Source organism: Amycolatopsis sp. NPDC004772 (assembly GCF_053601215.1).
On the sequence record NZ_JBSGBK010000084.1, the window covers coordinates 1 to 16,011 of the forward strand.

12 protein-coding genes and 1 other RNA gene are annotated in these 16,011 nt (G+C 72.5%); 11 read left to right on the forward strand and 2 right to left on the reverse strand.

What is annotated here, in order from left to right; genetic code table 11:
* Positions 1-7 precede the first annotated feature (7 nt).
* Positions 8-439 carry a hypothetical protein gene (locus tag ACWEF6_RS34580; RefSeq protein WP_449686773.1) on the reverse strand — a complete coding sequence of 144 codons (432 nt, stop codon included), beginning with the start codon at positions 437-439 and terminating at the stop codon, positions 8-10.
* The gene (locus tag ACWEF6_RS34585; RefSeq protein ID WP_449686774.1) at positions 436-1,014 is read right to left on the reverse strand and encodes a sigma-70 family RNA polymerase sigma factor; all 579 of its coding nucleotides are present in this window, start codon (positions 1,012-1,014) and stop codon (positions 436-438) included. Before ACWEF6_RS34585 ends, ACWEF6_RS34580 begins: the two co-directional genes overlap by 4 nt.
* A gap of 248 nt (positions 1,015-1,262) precedes the next feature.
* Here ACWEF6_RS34585 and ACWEF6_RS34590 point away from each other — a divergent pair, with 248 nt between their 5' ends.
* The 11 genes from ACWEF6_RS34590 to ACWEF6_RS34640 all read left to right on the forward strand — a co-directional run bounded on the left by ACWEF6_RS34590 (position 1,263) and on the right by ACWEF6_RS34640 (position 13,329).
* On the forward strand, positions 1,263-1,931 hold the full coding sequence (locus ACWEF6_RS34590; RefSeq protein WP_449686775.1) for a DUF4142 domain-containing protein: 669 nt from the start codon (positions 1,263-1,265) through the stop codon (positions 1,929-1,931).
* Positions 1,932-1,939: 8 nt separating this feature from the next.
* On the forward strand, positions 1,940-2,752 hold the full coding sequence (locus ACWEF6_RS34595) for a 4Fe-4S domain-containing protein (RefSeq protein WP_449686776.1): 813 nt from the start codon (positions 1,940-1,942) through the stop codon (positions 2,750-2,752).
* Positions 2,749-3,984, forward strand: coding sequence for an NAD(P)/FAD-dependent oxidoreductase (locus tag ACWEF6_RS34600; RefSeq protein WP_449686777.1), 1,236 nt, complete (start codon positions 2,749-2,751; stop codon positions 3,982-3,984). The genes ACWEF6_RS34595 and ACWEF6_RS34600 overlap by 4 nt, the downstream gene beginning before the upstream one ends.
* A gap of 30 nt (positions 3,985-4,014) precedes the next feature.
* Positions 4,015-4,408: RNase P RNA component class A (gene rnpB, locus ACWEF6_RS34605), an RNA gene on the forward strand.
* 112 nt (positions 4,409-4,520) lie between these two features.
* A complete protein-coding gene (locus ACWEF6_RS34610; protein ID WP_449686778.1) occupies positions 4,521-5,375 on the forward strand; it encodes an SCO6745 family protein in 855 nt (284 codons plus the stop codon).
* 456 nt (positions 5,376-5,831) lie between these two features.
* Entirely contained in the window at positions 5,832-6,098 is a 267-nt protein-coding gene (locus tag ACWEF6_RS34615) for a hypothetical protein (protein ID WP_004562703.1), read from the forward strand.
* Between the two features lie 10 nt (positions 6,099-6,108).
* On the forward strand, positions 6,109-6,591 hold the full coding sequence (locus ACWEF6_RS34620) for a hypothetical protein (RefSeq protein ID WP_449686779.1): 483 nt from the start codon (positions 6,109-6,111) through the stop codon (positions 6,589-6,591).
* 3 nt (positions 6,592-6,594) lie between these two features.
* The gene (locus ACWEF6_RS34625) at positions 6,595-9,546 is read left to right on the forward strand and encodes an ATP-binding protein (protein ID WP_449686780.1); all 2,952 of its coding nucleotides are present in this window, start codon (positions 6,595-6,597) and stop codon (positions 9,544-9,546) included.
* 103 nt (positions 9,547-9,649) lie between these two features.
* Complete coding sequence (locus tag ACWEF6_RS34630) at positions 9,650-11,719, forward strand: magnesium transporter (protein WP_449686781.1); 2,070 nt, start codon at positions 9,650-9,652, stop codon at positions 11,717-11,719.
* 3 nt (positions 11,720-11,722) lie between these two features.
* Complete coding sequence (locus ACWEF6_RS34635) at positions 11,723-12,325, forward strand: hypothetical protein (RefSeq protein ID WP_449686782.1); 603 nt, start codon at positions 11,723-11,725, stop codon at positions 12,323-12,325.
* Positions 12,326-12,342: 17 nt separating this feature from the next.
* A complete protein-coding gene (locus tag ACWEF6_RS34640) occupies positions 12,343-13,329 on the forward strand; it encodes a C40 family peptidase (RefSeq protein WP_449686804.1) in 987 nt (328 codons plus the stop codon).
* Positions 13,330-16,011: the final 2,682 nt, after the last annotated feature.

Here is a 16,011-nt window from a genome sequence, read left to right on the forward strand (position 1 = left end):
CCCCTCTCTATAACCACTCTTTCCCTCCCCGCCGCTCTTCCGATCTCGTGACATCCGCGGCGTCGCCGCGGGCCGGGGGCTCTGCCACCCGGACCCCCGCAAGAGTCGTGACATCCGCGGCTTCGCCGCGGGCCGGGGGCTCTGCCACCCGGACCCCCGCAAGAGTCGTTGCGGCCACGCCGAGCGCAAGCAGCAGGAGCGGGCCGGCCGCGGGCCCCCGCCGGGCCGCCGAGTCCGCCGACTTCCGGCGCCGGGCCGCCCCGTCGCCCGGCGGCAGGTAGCCGAGCCGCACCGCTTCGGCCAGCGCACCGGCCACCGGGGTGAACCCGGCGACCCGGCGCCGGCAGCGGGCGCAGTTCCGCAGGTGGGCTTCGAACTCTTCCGGATCGTCGTGGACACCGAGCCCGTAGGCCGCGGTGTCCCCCTTCCGCCCGCTCATCGGATCGTCACTTCCCCGAGCGCTTTCCGCAATTGCCGCATCGCCGTGTACAACCGCGATTTGACGGTTCCCTCGGGAATTCCGAGAATTTCCGCCGCCTGTCGAACGGTGTTTCCCGCGAGATACGTCTCGTAGATGACCGACTGATATTTGGCGTCCAGTTCCCGCAATGCCCGAGTAATCGTTAGCGCGGCTAACGAGCTGTCCGTACGGTCCGTGGACTCGGCGTTTTCCGGGATCTCCAGAGCGACCTCCTGCGGGCGGACGCGGCGATTCCTCCAGCCGTCGATGACGATCCGCCGGGCCACCGTGAGCAGCCATCCGCGCAGCATTCCGGGCTCGCGCTCGAGCGTCGCGGAGTGCTGCCAGGCCCGGATCATAGTCTCCTGCACCACGTCTTCGGTCCACTGCCGGTCATGGTTGGTCAGGGCCAGGACCTGCGCAAACAGGGTGGCTCGGAAGTCTTTGTAGAGCAGCGGGACGAGGTCGTCCCCCGCCGCGGGGTCGGTGTCGACCGCAGTTGCGGACGACGCGTAGCCGACCTGGCCGCGACTTTCTCTTCCTGCTGCTTCCATAAAGCTCGCAACCTCACCTGACTGGCGGACCGTAGGGTCATCGGAGCGTAGCGCAAAATCACTTAATAGGCCATATGCATCAGTTTCACGGCTCAATTCGATGCAGCGTCGACGACGACCGTCGACCGTCGGTTCACAATGTGTCTTGTGATACACGTCACAGGTCACTAAAAGGTGACGGAGAGAACCGGATCACACTCCTGTCCCGTACCAGGAGATGAGGACTCCTTTGCGAAGGGACAACGGGGATGCCGCTCCGATTCGTGGCGTTGCTGGCCGCCGCGGCCGCGCTCGTGCTGGGCTGTGCCCTGCCGGCCTCGGCCGGGGAGCTGCAGCAGTCCGACCGCGCCCTGCTGACCCGGCTCAAGCAGCACACGTTGTGGGCCGTGCCGTCGAGCAGGCTCGCCGTCGAGCGGGCCACCAACCGCCGCGTGCGCGCCGTCGCCGTCCGCATCGCCGACGACCAGGCCCGCCTCGACGTCGCCCTGCGCGCGGTCGCCGACCGGCTCGCCGTCACCCTGCCGGGGGAGCCGACCGACCAGGAGCGCGGCTGGGCCGACGAGATCGCCGCCGACTCCGGCGACACGTTCGACCGCGCCTACGTCAACCGCCTCCGCGCCGAGTACGGCACGCTCTTCGGGCTCGCCTCCGACGTCCGCGCGGGCACCCGCGACGACGACGTCCGCGCGTTCGCCCAGACCGCCGTCGACACCTCGCTCGGGCACCTGACCCTGCTCGAGAGCACCGGGCTCGCCGAAACCACGTCCCTGCTCGTCTCCGCCACCGAGGACGACACCCTCGGCGGCGGCGCCATCGCCACCGGCGCCGTTCTCGTGGCCCTCGCCGCCGTCGCCACGTTCGGCCTGCTCCGCCTGCTCGGAACCCCCGGCAGGACCTCGCCGCGTCCCCGGAGGTAAGCCGCTCCATGTCCCCCCACGCCGCGCTGATCCCGGTGTCGCCGCACGACACCGGGATCGCCGAGGCCGCCACGCTGTCCGGCCGCCTCACCTACCTCTGCATGTGCCTGACGCTGTGCTGGGGCGTCCTCGCCGCGACCGGCTGGGTCCGCCGGTTCAGCGGCCAGGACGCGATCCGCACCGGGCACGTCGTGCTCGCCGCGTTCACCCTCGCCACCGGCACCCTGCACGGGCTGACGTTCCTTTTCCTGGAGGACGACCCGTTCGGCGTCGCCGACCTCCTCCTGCCCTTCTACGACGGCACGCCCCGGCACGCGCTGGGCATCGCCGGCCTCGAGCTCGTCATCGCCGTGTCGGTGACCGCCGCCCTGCGCCGCGGCACCCGCGAAGGCCGCTGGCTGCGGTTCCACCAGGTCGGGTACCTCGCCATCGGCCTGCTCGCCGTGCACGCGTGGCTCGGGGCCATCGCGAGCGGGCACCTCGCCGTCGTCTGGCTGGCCGGCATCACGCTGCTCGTCCCGCCGGTGCTGCTGTCGGTGCTGCGCGTGCTGCCCGCCGAGGCGCTGGCCCGGGTGGGGCTGGTCGCGCGGCCGCCCGAGGGGGACGGCCCGGAGCCGGCCACCGTGCGCGTCGACGTCGACAGCCAGCGCTGTCACGCCTACGGGGTCTGCCAGTCCGAAGCGCCCGAGGTCTTCCAGCTCGGCCAGGACGGGCAGCTCGCCTACGAGAAGCGCCCGGAAGCCCAGCTCGTCCCGAACGTCCAGGCCGCCGCGCGCGCCTGCCCCATGAGAGCCATCCACCTGTTGGGAGCCACCCGATGAGCGAACGCATCGTCATCGCCGGAGCCGGCCTGGCCGGCCTGCGCGCGGCCGAACGGCTGCGCGAACTCGGGTTCGACGGCGAAGTCGTCGTCCTCGGCGCCGAACCCGACATCGCCTACCACCGCCCGGCGCTGTCCAAGCAGCTGCTCACCGGGGCGGTCAGCCGCGCCGACACGCTGCTCGCCGACCCCCTGGAGGTCGACGCCGAATGGCGCTTCGGCACGCCGGTCACCGGGCTCTCGCCGAACCGGCAGGTCGTCCACCTCCGCGACGAAGAACTCCACTACGACGGCCTGATCGTCGCCACCGGCGTCGAACCGCGCCGGATGCCCGGCGCGCCGCACGGCCACCCGCGCGTGGTCGTCGTCCGCACCCTCTCCGACACGATCGCCCTCCAGCGTGCGCTTGCCTCCAATCCCGGCCCGGTCGCCGTGATCGGCGACGGCTTCATCGGCTGCGAAGTCGCCTCCAGCCTGCGCGAGATGAACCGCGAGGTCGTCCTCTTCGGACGGCAGCGCGCCCTCCTGGCCGACGTCCTCGGGCCCGACATCGGCGACTGGCTCACGGCGCTGCACACCGCCCGCGGCGTCCACCTCGAACTCGGCACCACGATCCGCCGCTGGCGGCCCGCGCCCACGCACGTCGGCCTCGAGTTCGCCGACGGCCGCGCCCTCGAGGCCGCCTGCGTCGTGGTCGCGGTCGGCAGCGTCCCGGCGGTGTCCTGGCTGCGCGGCGCCAAGCTGCCGCTCGACGACGGCGTCGTCTGCGCCCCGACCTGCCACGTGGTCGGCTCGTCGACGATCGTCGCGGCCGGCGACGTCGCCCGCTGGCCCAACCTCCGCTTCGACAGCGCACCGCACCGGGAGGAGCACTGGCTCAACGCCGTGGAGATGAGCCGCGCGGCCGCCGAGAACCTCCTGGCCGGGCCGCAGGGGGCCCCGGTCTACACGCCGGTGCCGCGCTACTGGTCCGAGCAGCACGGCGTCCGGATCCAGGTCGCCGGCCGCCCGTCGCTGGCCACCGACACGGTGCTGCTGGAGTCCCCGGTCCCGGGCACCCGGCCGATCACCGGCTTCGTCCGCCAGGGCCGGCTCGTCGGCCTGATCGGCCTCGACAGCCCCGCCGCCGTCCTCCACTGGACCGCCGAACTGGCCCGCCAGCACCCGGCGCCCGCCGAGCCCCCGCCGCCGGCCCGGCCCCGCCGCCGCAGCGAGGCGGTGGCCGGTCACTGAGCCGCGCTGGGCTACGATCCAGCCTGCGGACGAGCTGGCAGGGCGGTCGCGGGCCGGGGCGACCCGGCCCGAGGAAAGTCCGGACTCCGCAGGGCAGGGTGGTTGCTAACGGCAACCCGGGGCGACCCGCGGGAAAGTGCCACAGAAAACAGACCGCCCCCGCTTTCGGGCGGGGGTAAGGGTGAAACGGTGGTGTAAGAGACCACCAGCGTCCCGGGCGACCGGGACGGCTAGGTAAACCCCACCCGGAGCAAGGCCAAGAGGGAGCGCGAGCTCCTGCGCAGGCGTTCGAGGACGGCCCGTCCGAGCCTGCGGGTAGGCCGCTGGAGCCTGCCGGCGACGGCAGGCCGAGATGGATGGCCGCCGCCCCGCGAGCCGCAAGGCGACCGGGGAACAGGATCCGGCTTACACGCCAGCTCGTCCGCCCTGTGCCCCAAGAGGCATCACGCGTGCTCCAACGGGCATCACGCGTGCTGCCTCTTCCGGTCCGCCGGAGCGTGCTTCCGTCGCGTGTTACCCGGTAGTAGGGTGCGGACATGGCGGGTGACGAGCAGCGGTTCAAGTCGGCTTTCGATTCCTTGCACGCCTTCGTGTACTTCGTGCCCGAAGCCGAGGCCGCGCTCACCGGGATCGGGCTGCGGCCGGGCCGGATGCCGTACTTCGCGAGCCGGTCGGCGGCCATGGGGGCCGTCGGGCCGGAGGTCGTCGCGGCCACCTTCTACAACTTCAACCCCGAGGTCGTCGCCCGCGTGATCCCGCGCGCCTGGACCCTGGCGACGCCGGAGCAGGTCCTCGACGCGCGGCTCGAAGCCGTCGACAAGGCGCTGACCCGCCTCCTCGGCGACCACGTCAAGAGCGACGAAGTCGCCGAGGCCGCCGAACTCGCCCGCGAAGCCACCGCCGGCTGCCGCGCGGAAGGGCGTCCGCTCTACGCCGCGCACGCGGGCCTCGCCTGGCCGGGGGAGCCGTACCTCGTCCTCTGGCACGCGATCACGCTGCTTCGCGAGCACCGCGGCGACGGGCACATCGCCGCGCTGGTCCTCGAGGGCCTCGACGGGCTCGAAGCTCTCATCACTCACAGCGCCACCGGACGCGGGTTCAACCTCGCCGCCGCGAAGCTCACCCGTGGCTGGAGCGACGAGCAGTGGGCCGCCGCCGAGCGCCGGTTGGCGGACCGCGGGGTCGTCGACGCCGACGGCGTGCTGACCGACGGGGGCGCCGCGTTGCGCGACCGCGTCGAGGTCGCCACCGAGACGGCCGCGCGGGGGCCGTGGGACCACCTGGGGCCCGAGCGGACCGCCCGGCTCGAAGAGCTGTGCCGCGGTCTCAGCCGTCGCGTCATCGACGCGGGCGCCTTCCCGGACGGCGTCTTCGCCCTCGGCAGGCCCTGAACACCGGTCAAGATCACGCTATGTAGTGAAAAAGTTGTGAAGTATCGGGCACCCCGTGACGGACAGCACTCGCGGTCAAGATCGACATGGCCGCCGACCGGCGGACGGCTGTCACAGAGCGGACTCGCGGGACACGGCCGTTCGTGTCATGCAACACTGTTCCAGGCCGCACAACGGCCACAGTGTCAGTACCCACAGTGAGCAAATCCCGGGCAATGGGGTGAGTTCGTCAGCACACTGAGAAGTATGGGTGGCCGGGGTTCAACCCGAGGGCCCTTGCCGCGATGATGGTGGGCGTGGAGATTTCGGGTGCCGCGCGCACCACGACGGTTGACAAGCCAGCCGGTCTCCACGCTGTGCACTTTGACCACTACCCCTCGTAGCCCCCATGATGTTGTTCGAAGCACCGCCTGAGCCAGAACCGCGCGGCCCCCACCGCGCACCGGGAGTATCGCGATGATGACCTTGACCACCCTCGACACGCTGGCGGCCGGCGAACTGGGCACGGGCAACGTGCGCCAGTGGCTGCTCGACAACGTCATCCCCCTGGTGCTGCTGGCCGTCGCACTCCTGCTCCTGTGGCTGGGCGGCGGCAAGGGCGACAACGCCGGTGTCATGCGCCGGCTCGCCGGCGTGGTCATCGCGCTCGCCATCATCGGTCTCGCGGTCAGCGGCGCGGGCGTGAACGTGGGCCAGTGGATCGCCGGCCTGTTCACCGGCTGAGGCGGCCCGCGTGCGCATCAGGACCGACGACGAGGTTTACCGGGTCGACGCCGTGTGGCTCGGCCCGCCGAAAGCGACTTTTCCCTGGAGAGCCCGGTACGTCGCCTGGCTCATCGGCATCCCGACCTTCTTCCTCGTGCTCGGCGTCGAACGCTGGGCGGGGTGGAGCTTCGGGTTCTTCTCGACGGCGTGGGCGTTCATCGCCACCATCGTGATCACCCGGCTGCTCACCGCCAAGATCAGCCACGAGCGCCCGCTCGGGGCCGTGGTCGCGATGGCCGGGCGCGAGCTGAACACCCCCAGAGAGGTGACCACGGGCACCGGGGGCGCGGTCAGCGCCAGCCGCGTCCGGGTCCGGGCCGAGCGCCCGCTGCCGAAGCACAAGCGGAGGCGGCAGTACCAGCACCACGGCGGCCCGCCGGGGGCAGCCTTCACCCAGGGAGCACCACGAGCGCGCCGGAGCCGGGGCAACCCGGCTCGGGCCGGGAGGTAGTCGTTGTTCGGTCGCGGCGGTAGCCGAGGAAAACGGGGTCGGGACACCCACTCGGGCGCATGGCAACCGCCCGAGCAGGTCCGCGCGTCGCGGAACGGCTCGGGGAACAAGGCGCGCCTGCCCGGTGAGCAGGCGATTCCCGCGTATACCCCGTCGATCGCGGTGCGAAGCATCGACGGGCACCTGGTCCGCACCGGCGTCGAGGTCTACGCCTGGTACCGGCTGGCGCCGCAGCGCTGGTCGTTCCGCTCGGACTCCCAGCGGCGCGACCTGATCGCGGCCATCGCCGGCCAGTACGCCGAGCTGCAGGGCCGCTGGCTGCACCTGCGCGTGACGAACCGCCCGTACCCGATCCGGATGTGGGCCGAGGCGCACGTCTACAACGCCCATGGCCGCCCCGGCGACGTCCCGGGCGCGCTGTCGTTCGACGACTACCTGATCGGCGAGCAGCAGCAGCTGATGGGCCGCTCGATGGCCGAAAAAGAGGTCTACCTGGGTGTCCAGGTGCAGACCCGGCGGATGGTCGACCGCGCGGTCGAGCGGGCCGCGCCGGTGCTGCGCAAGATCCTGCCCGAGGCCGTCGACGCCGAGCTGACCGCGCTGGACTCCGAGGTCGAGCACCTCGACCAGGTCATCGGCAGCGCCGGGCTGGAAGGCCGTCCGGTGCACGCCGAGGAGATGTCCTGGCTGATGCACCGCTCGTGCTCGCTCGGGCTGCCCGCGCCGCGGAACATGCCCGCGGTGCCGGGCGCGGCCTGGGAGCCCGAAGACCTGGCCAGCTTCACCGACGCCGCCGACTACTACGCCGACCCGTACGCGCCGACGGTCACCGTCCGCGGCCGCACCGGCTCCAACGCCGGCGTCTCGCGGCACCTGGCCATCCTGACCGTCGGGCAGATGCACGGCCTGCAGATCCCCGAGGTCGACGACCCGTGGATCCAGCACGCCGACCGCCTGCCCGCCGCGGTCGAGGTGTCCGCGCGCATCTACGTCCGCCGCCCCGAAGAGGTGGCCGGCGAGCTGCAGCGGCAGATGAACAAGGTCCGCTCGCAGGTCAAGCACTACACCGACGAGCACGAGCTGGAACCGCCGCAGTCGCTGTCCCGGCAGGCCGGGCGCGTGCTGGAGATCGACGACGAGATGACGTCGGGCTTCACCGCGCTGGCCACCCGCGTCCGCTCCTGGTGGCGGCTGGCGGTGTCCGGCCCGACCGAGCGCGACGCGCTGCGCCTGGCCCAGCAGCTGCTCGACCTGTACAAGCCGAAGATCGCCATCGAGCACCCCGAGGCCCAGTACGCGATGGCCCGGGAGTTCATCCCGGGCGAGCCACTGGCCTCGGCGGCGTACATGCGCCGCGGGTCGGTGGTCTGGGCGTCCTCGGCGGTCCCGACGGCGACCGCGGAGGTCGGCGACCGCCGCGGCATCCTGCTCGGCGAGACGTGCACGGCGACCCGCCGCCCGGTCGCCTGGGACCCGTGGATGGCCCAGGAGATCCGCGACGGCTCCGGCCTCACCGCGATGGTGGCCGGCCTGGGTGGTGGTAAGTCGTTCCTCGGCGGCGGCATCGTCTACAAGACGCTGCGCGCGGGGGCGAACTGGACGATCCTCGACCCGTCGGGCCCGCTGTCGCGGCTGTGCGACCTGCCGGAGCTGCGCCCGTACGCGCGGCCGATCAACCTGCTCAACGCCCAGCCGGGGATCCTCAACCCGTACCGGGTGGTCGCCGAGCCGCTGATCGAGCACTTCATGGACGAGGACGACCCCGAGCGGTCCTGGCGCCGCGAGAAGGCCCTCGCGGGCGCGACCCGGCGACGTCTGGTGCTGGACGTCCTGACCGGTGTCCTGCCGTACGAGGTCTCCCGGATGGCCCAGACGCGGATCGTGCTGCTGCGCGCGGTGCGGGCCGTCGGCGGCCGGTTCGACGCCGATCCTGGCCAGGTAATCGATGCCCTGCGCCGGGATTCGTCGGAACACCACGAGCACGCGGGCGTCGTCGCGGACTTCCTCGACGAGATGCGCGAGCGCATGGCGTTGCTCATCCCGGAGACGGACGCGGACCCGTACTCGGAGACCCGAGACGACCGGCTCACCGTCTTGACGATGGCGGGGCTGACCCTCCCGAAGGACGGCGTCCCCCGCGAGTACTGGACGGACGCGGAGTCCCTCGGCGTCGAGATGCTGAACCTGGCGGCGTGGCTGACCCAGCGGTCGGTGTACGAGAAGCCGAAGGAGATGCGCAAGGGCGTCTGGATCGACGAGGCGTTCTTCCTGTCCGAGGTGCCCACGGGCCGCGTGCTGATGAACCGCTTCGCGCGTGACTCGCGCAAGTGGAACGTCCGCGTCCTGCTGTCGTCTCAGATCCCGGCGGACTTCCTGAAGATCCAGGGTTTCGTGGCCCTGCTGGATTCGGTGTTCGTCGGCCGTCTCGACGACGACGACGCCCAGGCGGACGCGCTCCGGTTGCTGAAGGTGCCGGTCGGCGTCGGGTACGAGCAGGTCGTGGCGGCGCTCGGACGCCGTCCCGGAGCCCAGCGGGGCCTGGAGCGGGACGTGGAGCCCCGGCAGTTCATCTTCGGTGACGGAGCGGGAGGCGTGGAGCGCATCCGCGTCGACTTCTCCGGCCCCCACCTGGACCACCTGCGGGCGGTCATGGACACGACCCCGGGTTCGAAGGACGCGGCGCCGTCCCGGCGCCCGGGCAACGAGCTGGCGCTGCCGGCGGAGGAGAAGAAGCCGTACGTTCCGGTGCCCCCGGAGGACGACATCGAGCTGGAGCAGGACTTCGAGCTGGCGGCGGAACTGGAGGTCGGCCTCGCCGACGAGAACCTCCTGGGCGCACCGGACCCGCTGGCCTCCGAGACGGGCGAAGTGGAGGGCGGCGTCCAGCCGTCCAACGGGCAGCAGCAACACGCCCGCTCAGGTGGGAAGGGCGGCACCGGCCGGGACGCCGCATGAACGCGGCCCGGGAACGAGGCGTGCGCGCGGACGCGGGCCCCGGCCGCCGGGTCGCGGGTCGCCGCTCCGGGGCCGGTTCCGGCGCGGCCACAGGGGGTGCGGCATGAACACCCTGCTGACGTTGGCGGTGCTGCTGACGCTGGCCGCCGGGTGGCACGCCGTGAAGCGCCGCATCAAGGAAGGCCCGCCGGCCCGGCGCGTGCCGAGCCGCAAGGCGACCATGTTCGCCGTCATGCTGGTGCTCGGCCTACAGGCCATCGCCACGGCCCCCGCGGCCAGCGCGGCGGCGTGCGGCGAGGCGCCGAACCCGGAACGCCCGGGTGCCGGGATGGTCGGCGCGATCGATCCGCCGGAGGGTCACGGCGAGCCGAACAGCGCCTACATCGACTACGGCTACGCGGGCATGGTCTGGAACACCTTCGAGACCAACTGCACGGCGGTGAACCTCACCCCGCCAGGGTCCACTTTGGACACCTGGGGTGGCAACCAGCTGTTCAACCTGGGCAAGAACATCGTCGGCGCGACCAACTCGCTGCACTACACGGTGCTCGAGGGTGGCCTGCTGAACCCGATCTACAACGCGGTGAAGTCCGGCGCCGAGAAGGTCTACAACAACATCTACGCCCAGCTGTTCGGCCTGGTCGCGCTGATCCTGTCGATCATGATGTTCCGCAACATCTGGCGCGGTGACCTGGCCGCGGTCAGCAAACGGGCGCTCTACGCGCTGGCCGGGGTGTGGCTGGCGGCGTCGTCACTGGCGATGCTGCGGTACTTCGACCCGATCGACAAAGCGATCGTCCAGACCACGACGAACATCCAGGCGGGGTTCGTCGACGAGAGCGGCGACCGGATCGTCCGCGACATCCTGCCGACCCAGCTCCACACGCAGATCGTCTACAACAACTGGCTGCGCGGGGAGTTCGGCACGCCGACGGCGCCGCAGGCCGAGCAGTTCGGCAAGCCGTTGCTCGACGCCCAGGCGTTCACCCGCAACCAGCTCGTGAACGGGGACGACGGCAACCAGTCCGTCATCGACGGCAAGAAGAACGCCTACAAGGACATCTCCACCAAGCTCGGCCCGGCCACCGGCTACTTCACCGGCGAGGCCGGCGGCCGCACCGGTGCCGGCTTCCTCTCCCTGGGCCAAGCCCTCGTCTACTCCCTCTTCCAGCTCCTGGCGAAAGCGTCAGTGCTATTGGCCCAGGTCCTCATCCGCCTCTTCGCCCTCACCGCGCCGCTCATCGGCCTGGTCGCGCTGCTGCACCCGGAGATCCTGCGCCGCGTGCTCAAGGTCGCCGGCGGGGTGGCCTTCAACCTCGTCGTGCTCTCCGTGCTCGCCGGGGTGCACGCCCTGCTGCTGCAAGCCATCTTCGATGCCGGCAACTCGCTGAACATGCTCACGCAGATGGTGCTCGCCGGGCTCATCACCGTGCTGCTGTTCATGGTCGGGCGGCCCGTGCGGCGGCTGTGGCAGATGGTCGAGATGTCGGTCAGCATGGTCGGCGCCGCGGTGCCGTCGCCCGGCGGCGGGATCTTCTCGCGGTTCCGGCGCAACAAGAACGGCCCGACCCCGCAGGACGAGTTCTGGCAGAACGTGCGCGACACCGACGACGTCGTCGACGGCGAGCAGCGCGGCCCGCTCGGGGCCACCGCCGGCGGCGGCCGGTTCCGGCCGGAAGCCACCATCTTCGCCAACGCCCAGCGCCTCGACAACGGCTCCCACGCCTCCCGCCCGGCCGCCGCCTGGTCCGGTGCGTGGCCGGGGGCCGTCGGCGGGGGCGGGTCCGCGGGCGCGCTGCCCGCGGGCGGACGTCCCGGCGCCCCGGTGTTCGGCCAGTACAACCCGGCCAACGGCGACGGCGGCGAGTACGTCGTCGTCGGCGCGGGCGGCCGTCCGACGACGCGGGAGGAGAGCCGGCGCGTCGACACCTCGCCGGTGGCCGACCGGCGCTGGAGCGACGAACCCGAGCCCGTCGTCGTGCCGTCCGACCTGCGGCCGCCCGAGCCCGGCTTCAGCGACTACGCGCCGCGGACGCCGGGGGTGCGCGCCCAGCCGCGCCGCGTGGACCCCGAAGTCGTCGCGGGCAAGCCGGTGTTCGTCCTCTACCGGCCGTCGCGGGGCATCGAGGTCCGCGAGGAGCCGCGGGACACCGACCAAGTGCTGGGGCGGTGACCGATGCCGATCCGCACCAACCGCGGCCGCGCCGCGGTCTACCGGCGCCTGTGGGGCTGGCCGCTGCGCTCGCCGCGCCACCTCGTCGGCGCGCTCGTGTTCCTGGCCATCCTCATCACCGCGCTCGGCATCGTGCTGCCGAAGGTGATCGGCAAGCCGCAGGCCAAGGCGTCCCCCGGCGGCCCGGGGACGACCACCTCGGCGACGTCGACCCCGCCGGGCGTCGCGGCGCCGGTCCCGACGTCGAACCTGCCGACCCGGCTGTCCACGCCGCTGGCCACCCCCACCCCGGCGGCGCCGAACGCCGACGCGATCCGCGTCGCCAAGGAGTGGGCCGCGGCCTGGGTGAGGCACCCGGCCGGGATCACCTCCGAGCAGTGGCTCGCGCAGCTGAAGCCGTACACCACCGAGGAGTACCTGCCGGTGATGTCGACGGTCGACCCGTCGAACATCCCGGCGTCGAAGGTCACCGGTGAGCCGGTCGTCGGCACGTCCTACCCGAGCTCGGTGCAGCTGACCATCCCGACCGACGGGCCGAAGCTGGCCATCACGGTGGTGAGCACCAACGCCGGCTGGCGGGTCGCCGACTACGACCAGGCGAGCTGACCGTGCGGCGCCTGGGGTTGTGGCTGGGGCTGGTCGTGTTCGTCGCGATCGGTGCCCTGGTCGTGACCGCGGTCGCCGCCAAGGTCGTCATCGACAACCAGCAGGCGCAGGCCCGGGGCGTCAACCTGATGAGCTGCGACGCCTCGGTCGGGCCGACGCAGCCCGGCCAGGGTGATCGCGGCACGGTCGACGCGTCGAAGCTGGACGAGGAGCAGCGCGGCATCGTCGCGCTGATCATCTCGATCGGCAAGCAGAGGACGCTCGCGCCGCGCGCGTGGCAGGTCGCGATCCAGGCCGGCATGACCGAATCCGGCCTGCACAACCTCACCTACGGTGACCGCGACTCCCAGGGCATCTTCCAGATGCGGCCGTCGATGGGCTGGGGATCGGTCGCCGAGGTGACGAACCCGACATACGCGGTCAACAAGTTCTACGACGTCCTGCTCGCGGTGCCGGACTGGGAGAACAAGCGGCCCGGCGACGCGGCGCAGGCGGTGGAGCGTTCGGGCTTCCCGGACCGCTACCACAAGTGGGAGCCGATGGCGGCGACGCTGGTGGAGACGGTCGGCCAGGTCGTCGACGTCGTCGCCTGCGGCACCGGCCTGGGCGCGCTGCTGCCACCGAGCCAGGCGGCCGGGCAGGCGATCAGTTTCGCGCTGGGCGAGCAGGGCAAGCCGTATGTGTGGGGCGCCACGGGCCCGGATTCCTACGACTGTTCGGGCCTGATGCTGCGCGCGTACGAGTCGGCGGGGATCATCCTGCCGCGGGTCTCGCGCGACCAGTACCACGCCGGCGCGTACCTGCCGGTGCGCGACGCACAGCCCGGTGACCTGCTGTTCCTCGCCACCGACCCATCGGACCCGTCGTCCATCCACCACGTGATGATGTACCTGGGGGACAACAAGATCGTCGAGGCGCAGCAGACGGGTGTCCCGGTGCACACCCGGGCGTTCTCGTTCGACGAGCGCGAACTCGTGCCGCAGGCGGTCCGCCCCGGCGTTTAGCATGGGTTGCGAGGGCCTGGACACCGATCGCACCGACGTCGCGGCCGCTTCCCCGAGCAGGTGGCCGCGTACTGGCAGAGGATGAGCACGTGGGACGCAAATTCGGCAGGAGGGGCAAGCCCGGAGCGGGCGAGCCCCGGGACCCGGCGGCGCTGTTCGGCGCGCCTCAGCCGCCCCGGCAGAGCGCGCGTCCCGTGTCCAGCACCCCGCTCGCCGACCAGCTGGGCCAGGGCTATCCGGGGGTCGACGCGGGGTACGTGGTGCTGCCGCGGTCGCTGGCCGAGGGCATGTCGCTGCCGTGGCAGCACCAGATGGCGGCGTTGCTGGCCCAATTCCACGCGGAGCACGCGGGCCTGGCGTGGCCGATCTATCGAGTGGTGCCTTCGCGCTACGAGAAGCTGGCGGACCTCGACGAGGAACAGCTCGCGGAGGCGGGCTACCTGGTGGAGATGGACGCGGACGGCGAGATGGTCTACCGGGAGAGGAGCGGACGGAAGGTCCCGGACCCGGAGAACACCTCGGTCCTGGTGTCCTGCCTGGACCCGATCCCCAAGCCAGCCGCGCGCTCCGCACCGCCGGCGGCGTCACCGTCGGGCTCGGTGGCAGCCCCGGCCCCGATGAACATCGGCCCGGCCCCGGTGTGGCGGACGGTGCCCCACCCCCCGCCGGCGCAGTCGGTCCCGGGGACGCCTGAGCAGCAGGTGCCGGGGGCCTGGGCGCGCCCGGGTTCGTCCGGTGGCGGGGCGCCGGAGCCGGACTGGTCGCTGACGGCCGAGCCGGACCTGCCGGGCCCGGTGAAGGCCCCGACCGCGCCCCGCCATGCGGCGCCGGATGCGGTCAGTTCTGCGCCTGAGCCGGTTCCTGCCGTGGAACGCCCGGCGCCTGAGGTCGTGCAGGCTCAGGGGTCTCGTCCTGGGGCTGAGCCGGTGGACGTTCCGGAGACCGTCACCTCGTCCTCGGCGCCACGGGAGTCCGAACGGCCGCAAGGTGCCGTCTCGGGGCCCGACCTTGCGCCGGCAGCACCGCAGGACGTGGAGCAGCCAGCGGCTGAGAAGCCGGCACCCGGTGAACCTGCGGCTCAGGCGGAGGCGGCCGAATCGGTGGCGCTGGAGGCGGATCGGCCGGAGGCTGCTGCGTCGGCTTCGGCCGAGGCGGGGGATACGAGTGCTGAACCGGTTCCTGACCAGCAGGAAGCACCGGCATCGCGAAAGGCGGAGCTGCCGGAGGAGGCCGTATCGGCATCCGCCGGAGCGGCATCGGACGAGGCCACTCGCCCGGAGCCGGTCGAACTTCCGGCCGGATCGGTGCCATCGAACGAGCCCCAGACCGACGCGGCACCCGCAGCCGTCAAGTCGCAGGCGGGCGAGTCAGGCCGGACCGAGCCGGAAGATCCCAGCGCTGCGGAACGGAAGCCGGACCATCCGGCTGAGCCCATCCAGCCGGGCGTGCCGGCTGCGCCGCAAGAAGGGGACTCGGTTGGTCCGCAGCCGCAGCCGCAGCCGCAGCCGCAGCCGCAGCCGCCGGTCGGCGCACAGCCTGCCGGGGAATCGCAGACGGCACCCGATGCCCCGCAGTCGATGCCTGCCGCGGAATCGCCGGCAACTCCCGAGGTTCCCCAACCGGCGGCCCCTTCTGGAGCGGAACAGCCGACACCCGTTGCCGTTCCGCAGCCGACGGCCGCCTCAGAAGTGGCGCCGCCCGCCGAGCCGTCGGTATCCGCTGCGGTTCCGCAGCCGACGGCCGCCTCAGAAGTGGCGCCGCCCGCCGAGCCGTCGGTATCCGCTGCGGTTTCGCAGCCGACGGCCGCCTCGGAGCCGGAGTTGCCCGCCGAACCGCCGGCACCCGCTGCCGTGCCGCAGCCGGCGGCGCAGACTGGCGGCGCCCAGGAGCGTGCCGAATCGCAGGCCGCCCCGGACGTTCCCCAGCCGAGCGCTGCCCCGGCCGAAGCCCCCCAGCCGACCTCACCGGCTCCGATGACCGGTGCCCATCTGCCCAAGCCGCCCTGGGGGCCCGCAAACTTGCCGGCTCCCGGCAGCCCGGGCGCCACGCCCGGCAGCCACCCGGCCCCGGCTCAGGGCATCGGCTCGGCGCCTGCCGCCGCACAAGGCCCCAGCTCGGCACCTCAGGGCACCGGAGCTACGCCGGGAGCTGCGCCCGTGCACGGCACGTCCACGGCTCCCAGCGCCGCCTCGCTGTCAGGCACCCCCCAGGGGCCGAGTCCTCACCCAGGCACCACGCCCGCGCATGGCGGAGGCGCGGCCGGCTCCCAGACGACACCCGGCCGGCCGGTGCAAGGCCCGGTCGATTCCCCAATGGCACCCAGCGCTGCCCCGGTGCCCAGCCCAGTGCAAAGCCAGCCTGGTTCCCCAGCGGTATCCGGCACTCCGGCCGCCGGTCCGGCGCAAGGTCCGGCTGCTTCCCCCGCAGCGCCCGGCGCTCCGGCCGCCGGTCCGGCGCAAAGCCCGCCGGCACCCGGCACCCCCGCCCCAACCCCAGGCCCAACCCCACCCAACCGCGCCCAAACCCCCAAGCCGGTCTTTCCCGGCCCCGAATCCACCCCCCAGCCGTTCCCGGCCCGCCACGCCGCCCCCGCGCGCCCCGTCTTCCCCGGCCCTGGGACCATGCCCCCCGTCCCACCCTCGGCTCCCAACGCCCGTCCCGTCTTCCCCGGGCGGGACACCC